At 70.9% G+C, this 12,243-nt stretch carries 9 protein-coding genes; 2 read left to right on the forward strand and 7 right to left on the reverse strand.

What is annotated here, in order from left to right; translation table 11 throughout:
* Positions 1–34 precede the first annotated feature (34 nt).
* From pulA to ACN26Z_RS22100, 5 genes are all read right to left on the reverse strand, one after another.
* A complete protein-coding gene (pulA, locus tag ACN26Z_RS22080; protein WP_421463286.1) occupies positions 35–5,527 on the reverse strand; it encodes a pullulanase-type alpha-1,6-glucosidase in 5,493 nt (1,830 codons plus the stop codon).
* 132 nt (positions 5,528–5,659) lie between these two features.
* Positions 5,660–6,352, reverse strand: coding sequence for a cellulose binding domain-containing protein (locus ACN26Z_RS22085; RefSeq protein WP_421463288.1), 693 nt, complete (start codon positions 6,350–6,352; stop codon positions 5,660–5,662).
* A gap of 79 nt (positions 6,353–6,431) precedes the next feature.
* Positions 6,432–7,232, reverse strand: coding sequence for a hypothetical protein (locus ACN26Z_RS22090; RefSeq protein ID WP_421463290.1), 801 nt, complete (start codon positions 7,230–7,232; stop codon positions 6,432–6,434).
* 154 nt (positions 7,233–7,386) lie between these two features.
* Positions 7,387–7,776: a hypothetical protein gene (locus ACN26Z_RS22095; protein WP_093407440.1), complete on the reverse strand. Its 390-nt coding sequence runs from the start codon at positions 7,774–7,776 to the stop codon at positions 7,387–7,389.
* Positions 7,777–7,813: 37 nt separating this feature from the next.
* On the reverse strand, positions 7,814–8,506 hold the full coding sequence (locus ACN26Z_RS22100; RefSeq protein WP_282237527.1) for a hypothetical protein: 693 nt from the start codon (positions 8,504–8,506) through the stop codon (positions 7,814–7,816).
* A gap of 19 nt (positions 8,507–8,525) precedes the next feature.
* On the opposite strand from ACN26Z_RS22100, the gene ACN26Z_RS22105 reads away from it, so the two are divergent.
* Complete coding sequence (locus ACN26Z_RS22105; protein ID WP_421463292.1) at positions 8,526–8,714, forward strand: hypothetical protein; 189 nt, start codon at positions 8,526–8,528, stop codon at positions 8,712–8,714.
* A 7-nt stretch (positions 8,715–8,721) separates the two neighbouring features.
* On the opposite strand, the gene ACN26Z_RS22110 is transcribed toward ACN26Z_RS22105, so the two are convergent.
* Entirely contained in the window at positions 8,722–10,395 is a 1,674-nt protein-coding gene (locus ACN26Z_RS22110; protein ID WP_282237526.1) for a right-handed parallel beta-helix repeat-containing protein, read from the reverse strand.
* A 490-nt stretch (positions 10,396–10,885) separates the two neighbouring features.
* Between ACN26Z_RS22110 and ACN26Z_RS22115 the strand changes: the two genes are divergently transcribed.
* Positions 10,886–11,542 carry a C39 family peptidase gene (locus ACN26Z_RS22115; protein WP_421463294.1) on the forward strand — a complete coding sequence of 219 codons (657 nt, stop codon included), beginning with the start codon at positions 10,886–10,888 and terminating at the stop codon, positions 11,540–11,542.
* A gap of 173 nt (positions 11,543–11,715) precedes the next feature.
* Here ACN26Z_RS22115 and ACN26Z_RS22120 read toward each other — a convergent pair whose 3' ends face one another.
* Positions 11,716–12,075, reverse strand: a complete 360-nt coding sequence (locus tag ACN26Z_RS22120; protein ID WP_421463296.1) for a VOC family protein — start codon at positions 12,073–12,075, stop codon at positions 11,716–11,718.
* Positions 12,076–12,243: the final 168 nt, after the last annotated feature.

Below are 12,243 nucleotides of genomic sequence, written 5' to 3' on the forward strand. Positions count from 1 at the left end.
GGAGCGTACTCCGGCGTCGTGTGCCGGAGCGGCACTACCGCTGGACGAAGACCGCCACGCTGCGTCCCGGCACGGTGAAGGTGCCACTGGAGCTGTCGAAGGCCGCTTCACGCAACACCGGGTCGGCCGAGGAACGCAGCACCGGGTGCAGCGTCACGTCCGCCCCACGCAGCCCGGCCACCCGCTGCGTGGCGCTCTCCGGAGTGGCGTTGAAGACCACCGTCACCGACCGCCACTTCCCGCCGAGCCCACGGGCGTCGAGGGCCATGGTGAGCACACCCGGTGTCTCGTCCGCGCCCGACAGCGGGAAGGCGACCCGCCGCTGCACCTCCTTCGCGCTGGGCAGCCCGAAGACCGGCGACGACGTCCGGATCCGCAGCAGTTCGGCGTAGCGGGCGTCGGTCAACTCGACAGCCGCGCAGTCCGGCACCAGCTTCGGATCAGCCAGCAGCGGCTTCGCGTACGGCCACTTGTCCCGGTTGTCCTCGGCCGGCGGTAGACCGATGCCGAAGCCGTTGCCCTGGGCACAGTCCCACCGGATCTGGTTGAACCAGTCCCCCGAGTTGTACGAGTTGCGGTCCAGCGACTTGGACCGCAGCCGCTCGGTGCCGGTGGTGACGAATCCGGTGCCCTGGCCCATCACCACGGTGCTCAGCGCCAGCACCTGCATCCGGGCCCGGTCCGCCGCCGAGGTGGCCTGCGGCAGCTTGTACGCCAGCGCGTCGTACAGGATCTCGTTGTCGTGCGCGTCGACGTAGGTGACCGCCTCCCCTGGCGCGTCGGTGTAGCCGGCCGGTGAGCCGTTGTAGTCCACGTCGGCGCCGGTGACCTGCCGGCCCGCCGAGTCGACGAACCGGTAGCCGCGCAGGTTGCCGGTCAGCCCCACCTTGACCAGGTCGTGCTGGCGCAGCAGCCGGGCCCGCTGTTCGGCAGCCGAGCCGTTGACCGGGTCGCCATTGGGGTCGGTGAACAGGCCGGAGGCGAAGCCCTGCTGGCGCGGGTTCTCGTCGAACGGGCCGCCGCCGCGTACCGCGTCGCGTAGCCGGTCGTTGAACGTCCCGATCCCGGTACCGGCCATGTTGGCCTGCGTCGCCTGCACGAAACGGGCGTCGTCGGCCACCTCGCCGAAGTTCCAGCCCTCGCCGTAGAGCAGGATGTTCTTCCCGTCCACGCCGTCCCGGGCCACGGTCAGCTTGTCCAGTGCGGCGCGCACGGCCAGGATGTTCGCCTTCGGGTGGTGGCCCATCAGGTCGAACCGGAACCCGTCCACCTTGTACGCCTTGGCCCAGGTGACAAGTGAGTCCACCACCAGCTTGCCCATCATGGCGTGTTCCGGTGCGGTGTTGGCGCAGCAGGTGGAGGTGGCCACCGTGCCGTCGTCGAGCAGCCGGTGGTAGTAGCCGGGGACGATCTGGTCCAGCACCGACTTCGGGTCGGTGCCGGCGGCCGAGGTGTGGTTGTAGACCACGTCCATGACCACCCGCAGCCCCGCGTCGTTGACCCCGGCCACCATCTGCCGGAACTCGGTGGTGCGCCGGGCGCCCTCCGGGTCGACCGCGTACCCGCCCTCCGGGACGGTGTAGTGCAGCGGGTCGTACCCCCAGTTGTAGCCGTCGGTCTCCTTCACCCCGGCCACGCACTCCTGCTGCCGCTCCGAGTCCGGTGGCAGGGCCGCCAGGTCGCAGTCCGGCTGCCGCTGGTCGGCCCGGCGTTCGGGGATGGTGGCGAAGTCGAACGCCGGCAGCAGGTGCAGGTGGGTCACCCCGGCGTCGCTTATCGCCTTCAGGTGCCGCATCCCGGCGGTGGCCGGGTCGGTGAAGGCGAGGAAGGTGCCCCGCCGCTGCGCCGGGACGGTGTCGTCGGCGATGGAGAAGTCCCGCACCGACAGCTCGGAGATCTGCACCTTGGCCGGGGGCGCCGCGGCCGGCTTGCGCAGCCGCGCCCAACCCGCCGGAGCGAGCTTCGGGTCGGTCAGGTCGACGAGCTGGCTGTGCGTGGAGTCCGCCGCCAGCGCCACCGAGTACGGGTCGGTGACCGACGCGGTGACCAGCTGCTGCGCTGCCGGCTGCCACGCCTGCACCCGGTAGCGGTAGTACTTGCCGCTCCAGGACCGCTGCCCGCGTACCGACCAGACGCCGGTGCGGTCGTCGCGACGCATCGCCACCTGTCGTGCGGTGGCCGTCGGCGAGTCGTACAGCTCCAGCGACACCGTCCGGGCGGTGGGTGCCCAGACCGACAGGGTCGGCACACCGCCGGTGAAGGTGGCACCGAGGCTCGCCTTGGTGGCCGGGGCGTAGACGTCGTCGAGCACACCCGGGATCTGCACGCCGGTGGCACCGAGCAGGGTGCCGTCGGCGGCCCGCTCGGTCACCAGCAGCTGCCCGCGCAGCGCCGCCGGCACCTTGGCCAGATCCTTCCGGTCCAGCGTGAAGGCTCGGTGGTCCCACAGGTGCGGGAAGGCCGCGCGCTGCGCCTCGGTGAGCCCGTTGCGCTGCGCGGTCAGCGGCAGCGAGGTGTACGTCCCGACCAGCTCGCCGTCGACCACGCGCACCCCGCCGGCCGGCGCGGTCACCAGGGCGTGCGCCCGCCCGTCGATGGGGCCGGTGCGCCAGGCGACCGTGGACCTGTCGATCCAGTGCGCCCGCTGCTTGGTGATGTCGGTGTCCCGGCTGCTGCCGGTGACCGTCGCCGGCAGCAGCCGGCCCGGTGTGGCAGCGAGCAACCAGACCTCGCGGCCGGCGTCGGCGAAGTCGAGCCGCTGGTCCTGCGGCAGGTCCTTCTCGTCGCCGCGATGGATGATGTAGCTGAGCCCGGTCGCGCCCTCGGCCAGCGGCACCCGGAACTCGGCGCCGAAGGAGTCGACCCGGGTCGGCGGCATCGGCTTCGCCCAGTCGGTGGGGGTGGCCGCGCCGTCCCACAGGTGCAGGCCCCAGCCGTCGTAGTCGCCGTCGGGCCGGTGGTAGTGGATGACCGCCGTACCCTCCTCGACCGGCGGGGCAGGTTCACCTGCGGCCTCCTCCCGGGTCAGGTACGTCGCCGGGTCGCCCTGCTTGACCCAGACCTCGCCGGTCTGCGTCACGTCGACGGTCCGGTCGTTGTCGACGTCCTTGTTGCCATCGGCGTCGACCACCAGGAAGCCGACCGACTTGGCCCCCGGCTTGAGTTTCACCCAGGCGAACCGCCCGTACGCGTCGGTGCCGGCGAACGGCTGCCCCTGCGGCCACTCGGTGGCGTACTCCGGGTCGATGTCACCCCAGGCGTACAGCCCCCAGTCGTCGTAGTCACCATCCGGGCGCTGGTGATGGACCACCAGCCAGTCCCGTGACGAGCCGGGCAGGTCAGGGGTGCCCACGGTGGCGGTGGCGTGGCCGGAAGCGGTGCGGCCCCGACCGTCGCGGACCACCGCCTTGTACTCGATCTTCGTACCCGCGGCCAGACCGGTCAGGTCGTGGTGCACGGTGTAGGGCGCGCGATGAGCGGAGCCGAGCAACGTCCACTTCCCGCCGGCCACCCTGGCCGCCATCGTCACGCGGGCCAGCGGGTCGCCGGTGACCTGGGCGGTCACCTCGGCCCGGGTGGCCGGCGACCCCTCCGGGGCGGTGATGGTGATGCCCGGCCTGACGTCGGGCAGCGCGACCGGCCTGCCGGCCCGGTGCACCACCGCTGACAGGGGCGGCACGGTCAGGGTCAGCTCGCCGTCGCCCGCAGCCACCGGTCGGGCGGTGGCGCCGTGAATGCCGGTGAAGGTGGCGCCGGCCGACCAGGTGTCCACGGTGACAGTCTGCGCGGCTGTGGCGTTGTTGACCGCCACCACGTACTCGGTGCGGTCGTCCGGATCGAACCGGGAGAAGGCGAAGACGCCGGGGCCGTCGGCCGCGTACCGGGTGACCTGCACGCCGTCGCGCAGGGCAGGGTGGGCCTGGCGCAACCGGCCCAGGTCGGCGATGGTGCGGTAGAGCGGGTGCGTCCTGTCGAACTGGTCGACCGCGTGGGTGCGGTCGGTGCCGAGCAGGTCGTCGTCGAGGTAGTCCGCAGTACGCGAGGCGAACATCGGCTGCCGGGCGTCCTTGTCGCCGCCGGCGCCGGTGAAGCCCTGCTCGTCGCCGGAGTAGATCACCGGCTGGCCACGGGTGAGGAACATCAGCTCGTGGGCTAGTTGGTCCCGCCGCAGGTGGGTGGCCGGGTCGGTGGGTCCGTTGGCGATGAACGAGCCGATCCGGCCCATGTCGTGGTTGCCGAGGAAGGTGGTCAGCCGACCGGCGTGGGTGTCCCGGGCGGCGTAGAGGTCGTCGCGGGCGTACAGGTCGGCCAACGCCCTGGCCGATCCGTCGTTCGCGGTGTAGCCGCGCGCCGCCTCCTGAAAGCCGAAGTCCAACGTGGCGGGCAGCCCGCCCTGCCGCACGTAGCTGGAGGCGATCTCCGGGTCCGCGCTGTACACCTCGCCGAACATGAAGAAGTCCTTCTTGCCGGCCCGGGCCGCCGCCTCCTGCACCCCCTGGCTGAACTGCGGCCAGAAGTCCATGTTGACGTGCTTGACCGTGTCCAGCCGGAATCCGTCGACTCCGGTGGACCGTACCCAGTCGGCGTAGATCTTCGTCATGCCGCGGACCACCTCGGGCCGCTCGGTCCACAGGTCGTCGAGACCGAAGAAGTCGCCGTACTCGCTGTTCTCTCCGGCGAAGGTCGAGTCACCACGGTTGTGGTACATGGTGGGGTCGTTCAGCCACGCCGGGACCTTGACCTTCGCGTCGGCCCGGGTCTCGAAGGTCGGGGTGTACGGGAAGGACTCCCGATCGACCTTCGGGAAGTCCCGGCTGCCGTCGGCGTAGTTGCGATCCTCGAACGGCCGGCCCTGCGCGTCGCGGTAGGGCGCGGTCGCCTTGTCGACGTAGGTGTACGTGTCCTCTTCGTAGGCGATGACGTCGGCGGTGTGGTTGACGATGACGTCGAGGTAGACCTTGATGCCGCGCCGGTGGGCGAGCTGGACCAGCTTCTTCAGGTCGGCGGGGCTGCCGAAGTGGGGGTCGGCCTGGGTGAAGTCGGTGATCCAGTAGCCGTGGTAGCCGGCCGACACGTCGTCGCCCTCGCCCTGTACCGGCCGGTTCTTGAAGACCGGCGCGAGCCAGATGGCGGTGGTGCCCAGCCCCTCGATGTAGTCCAGGCGCTCGGTCAGTCCTTTGAGGTCGCCGCCCTGGTAGAACCCCTTGTCCGTGGGGTCGTACCCGGTACGCAGCCGGTCCCCGACCAGGCCGCCCCGGTCGTTGCGCGGGTCTCCGTTGGCGAACCGGTCGGGCAGCACGAAGTAGAACTGCTCGGCCTCAGCCTGGCTACGGCCGGCGGCGAGCAGGGCGGTGGCGGAGGGCTCGGCGTGCCAGGTGACGGCACCGGCGGCGCTCGGTGCCCCGGTGCCGGCGGGCCGACCGGCCGCGGCGGCGGGGGTCACCGCGACAGGCGTGCCGACCAGGGTGACGGTGAGCAGGAAGACAAGGGCGAGCAGGAATGTGCGGGGTGTCGGCGGGGGCTTCATCGACGGCCTTCCTCTGGTCGCTGATTGGCCCGCACGCTAGCCCTTGCCGAAAGATTCTGCAATACCTTGCAAACAGACCTGCAACAAGGCAGACACTTGCGCAAGACAGGCGCGGCCCGTCCCCGGTGGACGCTAACGGCTGCGGCAGATGCGTCCGGAGACGCGGCAACTCGCGGGCCGGGGATCGGCCGACTCGATGTGGAAGCGCAGGTACACGGACGATCCGCCGGCGAGGTCCGGCCCGCTGCGGTAGGTCAACGTTCCGTCCGCACCGCTGAACGTCCCCTGTGGAACGCCTTCCAGCCAGGCGGTCACCACCCGCCCGCCGGGGTACTCCACCCGCGCCACCCAGTCCAGGTCACGGTGGGAGGCGTTGCGGATCGACACCTCGGCGATGAAGCCTCCGTGGAACGTGTGCAAAACCCGATAGCGGGCCTCGATCGGCGCGGGCGGCGGTGCCGGCGTACGGGACGGTGCGACCGATGGCGGCGCGGCCGGCGGCGGCGTCGTACGTGCCGCGCTGGGGGTCGGGCTCGGCGGGTCGGTCCGGCGTGGGGAGAGCCCCGGCACCGCCACCGACGGTGGCGCCGACGCCTCTCGACCTGCCGAGGAGGCGCGCTCGGGCATCGGCGCGGCGGCAACCGGTGGCTGTCCGGGCGGCACCGGCTGGAAGTCCGGCCCAGGCCCCCGGTACGCGCCGACCGCGATGACGAGCAGCACCACCATGATGACGACGCCGATCGACACCAGGATCCACGGCGAGGAAGCCACGGCGGTTGAGCCGTGCGGCGGAAACTGACGGGGAGCGCGGCGCGTACCGGACATGTCTCTCCTCAGCGGGCAGCCCGGCAAGCGTAACGATCTTCAGCCGCGCCGGAAAGTGCCCGACGAATCACCAACTGTCCTAACCGATCCCGCAGCCGGTTCCGTTGACCGTGCACTGGCTCGGATACTCCCCGCCCCCGGTACGCGTGAACCGCAGTTGCACCGACTGCTGGGCCCCGGCGGCGAGCTGACCGGTTCCGCTGAGCAGGTACCAGCCAGGGCCCCTGATGGTCACCGAGACCCCCGGGCCGCTGGAGGCCCGGATCCCGGTGACACCGCCGCTGAAACGCAACTCCACCTGCCAGTCGTCCGACCCGCTGGTGCCGTTGCTGACCACCAACTGGGCCTCGAAGTGATCCGCGTCGCCGCTGTCGAGCACCCGGTAGCTGGCGGTGACCGCCCCGCCGCCGTCGGTCGGCGCCGCCGGGGCGGACGTGCTCGGTGACCGGCTGGCCTCCGGCCGCGCGGGCGATCCGGTACGCGACGGATCGGTCGGCGGTGCCGGCGATCCGGACCGCGTGGGTGAGCCGGTCGGTGTGACCGAAGCTGTCGCGGTGGGGCCGGTCGAGGTCGTCGAACGAGCTGTAGGCGCTGCCTCCGCGCTCGCCGTGGCAGTCGTCGGCAGGCTCATCGGCGGGCCCGGCGCCCATGCCGACGGACGTTCGGGGCCGCGGAACGACAACAGTGCGACCACAAGCAGCACCGCCAGCACCGCGACGCCGACCAGCGCCACCACCCAGGGTACGGAGGCGACCATCCTGGACAGATCGTGCCCACCGACCACCCCACTGGCGGCGTCACCGTTCCGGTCACCCGTGGTATCACCACCCTGGTCACCGGTGGCATCGTCGTTGGCATCACCGGACGGCCGCACTGACATTGAGGTCCCCACTCGTCGTCGCCGACGGGCCAGCCTAGTCACGCCGGGCCGCGGCGCGAAACGGGCAGGCGCCAAAGCCGCCCGACCCGCCGACGCACCCGACACATCGACGCGTCGCACCTGGCTGGTCGGCGGCCGGAGCCGTACCGCTGGCTCAGCCCGTCCGCACGACAGTGCAGATGGCCGGCCCCTCCTCGGTGCTACGCAGCAGGTAGCGGTACCGTTCGCCGGGCACCTGCCGGCCCTGGCTGTCCAGGAACTCCCAGCGCACCGCGACCTCCACGAGCAGGGCGGAAATCTGCTGCACCTGCTCGATGTCGGCGTGTGCCGCAACCAACTCGCGCTCGGCGTAGTCCGGCGCGGCACCCACGAAGGACAGCGCGACGGCGGCCGGGGAGTTGAACGAGAAGCTGTAGGTGTCGGCCACCACCAGCCCGGGCAGGGCGTAGCAGCCGGCGATCGCCGGCAGGTCACCGGCGGTCAACGCCACGCCGTACCTGTCGAAGAAGTCGGTCAGCAGGTCGAGATCGGTGGAAGCAGTCACGCCGCAAGCAATTGCCGGGGGGTGCCCCGGCGAAACCTCAACGGGGTGGGATCCGCACTTCGATCTCGCTGCCCAGCCGGGCACCTCCGTGCAGCCCCAGGTCGTCCCCGCTCCAGAACCGACCCGGGTCGTACCAGTTCGGTCGGCGTCCGACCGGCAGCAGACCCATCGCCTCGTAGGTGACCGCCACAACCTCCGCGCAGTACGCGGTTTCCAGGTCCAGGTCCCGCGCCCCTCCGGCAGGCGGATCCGGCTGCGGGTCAACGGCCGGAACGCGTCGCCGGAAGGCCGGCAGCGGCAACCGCGGCGACGGTACCCGCCCGCGCACCCACCGCCAGGCCAGCTGGGCGGTGGACGGAAACGGTGTGCCGTCCAGCCGGGCGATGGTCCGCAGCACCGACCGCTCCATCTCCGCGTCGGCCGGCGGTTCGAGCTGGCGCAGCCAACCCCGCTGGCCGTACCGGTTGGCCCAGACACAGACCGCGTCCCGCAGGTCGTGCAGCTGCACACCACGTTGGTGGGTGCCGGTCCACAGGTCCGGCAGCGACCGCCCCAGCTCGGCATGCCACATCAGCGGTGGCATGTCGTCCAGCACCACTGCCATGCCCACATGGTTGACCGGGCTGTTGGTGGTCAACTGGATGGCCCGGTCAGGCACGCTGCGGCCACGGAAGACCCACAGATCGCCGGTACGGGTCAGCTCCACCGCCTCGTCCAGGCTGATGCTCATAGGGGACTACCCTAAGCGGATGCGGCGACGGATGCGGTGGTGGAAGGTCCTCGGGTTGGCCGGTCTGGCCGGTGTCGCGGCCTCCGGCGTGGTGATCGCCCGGGCGGAACGGCGGCGGCGCGCGTACACCCCGGAGGAGATCCGGGCCCGGTTGCGCGACCGGCACGCGGAGGCCAGCTCGAACTCCCCGGCCGGCGAGGCCGGCTGAGTCGCCCTCAGTCCACGTCGATGTGGTTGCGGTCCCATCGGCCGCCGACCGGTTGGCTGTCCAGCCGCATCGCTCCCTCGGCGTTGCCGGCGAGGTCGTTGTCCTCGACCCGGCAGGAGACGCATGCCCCCTGATCACTGATCCACATGCCGTAACGCTGGGTCGGGTCGTCGCGGTTGTCCCAGATCCGGTTGCCGCGCACCATCGCCGACTCGAAGTGGGCGTTCACCGTGAACCCGGCCCGTACCGGCGCCGCCGCCGGCAACTCGTAGCGCGCGCCCGGTGGTGGCACGTCCTCGTTCCAGGCGATCGCCGCATCCGGCCGCAGGTCCGCCAGGTCCAGTTCCATCTCGGTGTTGCCGACCACCAGTGCCAGTCGGGACCCCACCCGGAGCAGCTTTCCGCGATGCCCGTCGGGTGCCCACACCGCCGCCCGGTCCGACACCGCACGCCGGCCGTACCGCACCGACTCCCCGGAGCCGGTGGCCGCCGGGGCGCACTGCCGCCCGTTGCTCCGGATCCGGTTGTTCGTCACCGCCGCGTCGACCATCGGCCGGTCCACCCGGATTCCGTCCAGACCGTTGTCCCAGAACTCGTTGCTGTCGATCACCACGTCCGACGCCGGGCCTTCATAGCCGTTGCCCAGGCTGTGCTGGTGGTACCCGTACCAACCGTTGCCGCTGATCCGGTTGCCCCGAATCGTGTACGGCCCGGGAGTGTTGCCCATGCTGATCCCGTCGCGGACATTGCGGTCGATCACGCAGTCACTGAGAATGCCGCCCCGGCCGGCGATGCCCGCCGTGCCATTGGCGGAGACGTCGAAGCCGGCTTCCAGGTTCCCGGTGAGCGTGCAGGCGGAGACGATCAGGCCGTCGGCGCCCCAGTCCGAGATGCCGAACCGGTTGGCCTGGCTGTGACAGCCGATGATGCGATACCCGCGCGGCGGCGTCCAGTACGGCTTCTGCAGTTCCAGGAAGATCCCGTTGGTGCCGTTGCCGAGGGTGGTGCAGTTGCTGATGGTGCAACGTTCCACTGCACCCCAGCCGCCGATGCCGATGCCGATGCCCGCGCCGCCCATCTCCTCACCGTTGTCCAGCCGACCACAGCCGACCACCACCACGCCGTCGATCAGGCTGTCCTGGAGGAAGTCGCAGCCGAGCCCGGTGGCACCGGTGTGGTGAATGTAAAGATTGCGGAAAACGCCCCGCACGACGTACTGCAGGCCGAGCCCTTTGGCCAGATAGCTGTACTCCGCCATCGCCACGCCCGAGCCGTCGATCTCGAAGTCGGCGAAGGTGCAGTCGGCGATGTGCCGGTCCCGGTCGGCGCCGTGCTGCACGGTGGTCCAGAAGGCCAGCGGTGTCGGGTCTGCCCGGTTCCCTTCGTTGCTCAGCACGAACCGGGTGGCTCCAGGCCCCGCACCGATCAGTGACACGCCGCTACGCCAGATCGTGCCCGCGTCCCTGATCGAGTAGATGCCCGGCGGGCAGTAGATGACCCGCGCCCTACTGTCGGCGGCGTACCCCTCACCCAGGCGGTCAACCAGGGCAGACAGCGCAGGCTGGTCGTTGGTGACCCCATCACCCCGAAGTCCGAAGTCAAGCGCATCGCACCACAGCGGCGCCCCGGCGACCGGCGACAGACGTTCCCGGATGGCGACGGACCGGTCCTGCTGCCGCACGGCCTCTCCCCTCGGTCGTGACCTCCTGACCGCCGCCGCTTTCCCCTTCCCCCCGCCCGAAAACGCCCCACCCGGCTCACCCCGGCAACGGATGACGACAATCTGACCAGATATGTCAGTTATCGGGCGGTGCGCGGTGGCCGGGGTCACCCCCGCGGCGGAATCGCGGGCCGGGTCCGGTGGTTGTACATGGCGTAACCACGAGCGCCTCCGAGCGCCGCCCCCGGCCCGGGTCGGAATGGCTCCCCGCCGTCGGGCGTTACACCCCCGGACGACAAACGCCAGCGCCATCCGCCTCCCCGCGAGGCCCCCGGAATGACCCCGGCCCACCCGGCGTTACACCTGGCCGGGCCGCGAGCCACGGTGTCACCCCGCCTCCCGGGACACCGGACGAACACCGCAAAACCTCCCCCCTTTCCGCATGGCTCACCCGCATCCCCCACACGCGGGCGCAGCCGCGCGCACCCCCGACCGAAAGGTACAGATCATCATGGCTACCACCATCCTGCGTAAGACCGCCCTGACCATCGCCGCTGCCGCCGCCACCGCCGGCGGCATCGCCGGCCCCGCGATCGCCGCCCACGCCACCCCGGGCGCCCAGGCCAGCGCCGTGCAGGCCGACCGCAAGCCCGGCGGCGAACGCGAACTCGGCGTCCGCTACGAAGCACAGCCCAACTTCTACTACTGCGGCCCCGCCGCCGCCCGCAACGCCCTGAGCGTGCAGGGCAAGAACATCGACGTCGACACCATGGCCAAGCAGATGCGCACCACCGAGGCCGGCACCAACTCCATCAACGACATCACCCCCGTGCTCAACAAGGAGACCGGCAAGGACGTCTACCGCTCAGTCGAGATCACCGACCCCAAGGCCGACGACAAGCAGACCGACAAGCTGCGCGACGACATCGTCCGCACCGTCAACGACGGCCGCGCCGTAGTCGCCAACATCGCCGGCACCGCCACCGACACCGACGGCACCACCCACAGCTTCGAAGGCGGCCACTACATCAGCGTCGTGGGCTACCGCGACGGCGGCGACACCGTCACCATCGCCGACTCCGCCGACCCCGCCCAAGCCTCCTACCGAATGAGCATCGACACCCTCGCCGACTGGATCGCCACCCGCGGCTACAGCGCCACCTCCTGACCAACCGAAACACCACGAAGGGCCGACCCCACCCAGGGCCGGCCCTTCGTCGTCCCACCCCCAACCCACCCCGGGCTTCGACAACATCGGGGATGTTGCTCCCTCGCCGTGGCGTGACACAGCAACATCCCCGATGTTGTCGCCTCCGGTTGCGGTCGGCACGGGATCCGGGGTCACGCCGCTTCCCAGTACACCTCCACCCGCCAACCGTCCGGGTCCAGGCACTTGAACGAGACCAGGTCCGATTCGTCGTCCCGTTCCACGATCGGTACGCCGTCGCGCGCCAACCGGGTACGCAGGTCGTCGACCGCCGCCGGGTCGGCCATGGCGAACCCGATGTGCAGGAAGGTGGACGTCGGGGGCGCCTCCGCCGCCGGATGCAGCGCCAGGTCGAACCCGTCCGCGTTACGTACGATCACCGTGCCGTCCGGGTACGACCGCGCGGTGGCGGGGTCGAATTCGAAGTACGTCGTGTAGAAGCGCAAGCTACGTTCGTAGTCACGCACAGGCAGCCCGAGATGACGAAGACGCACGCCGATCAGCGTTCGCCACCTCTGCCCGCGCTGTCAACCGCTCACGGAGCGCCCGGGCAGCTCTTCGTCACCCCCGGTGACCGGACCCAGCCGGCGGCTGTCAGCCGGACGGCGAGGGTGTCGAGATCGGGCCGCAGCAGGTACCTGCCGTCCACCCAGTGACACCGG

It is taken from the genome of Verrucosispora sp. WMMD703, from assembly GCF_049178935.1.
Lineage (GTDB): Bacteria > Actinomycetota > Actinomycetes > Mycobacteriales > Micromonosporaceae > Micromonospora > Micromonospora sediminimaris.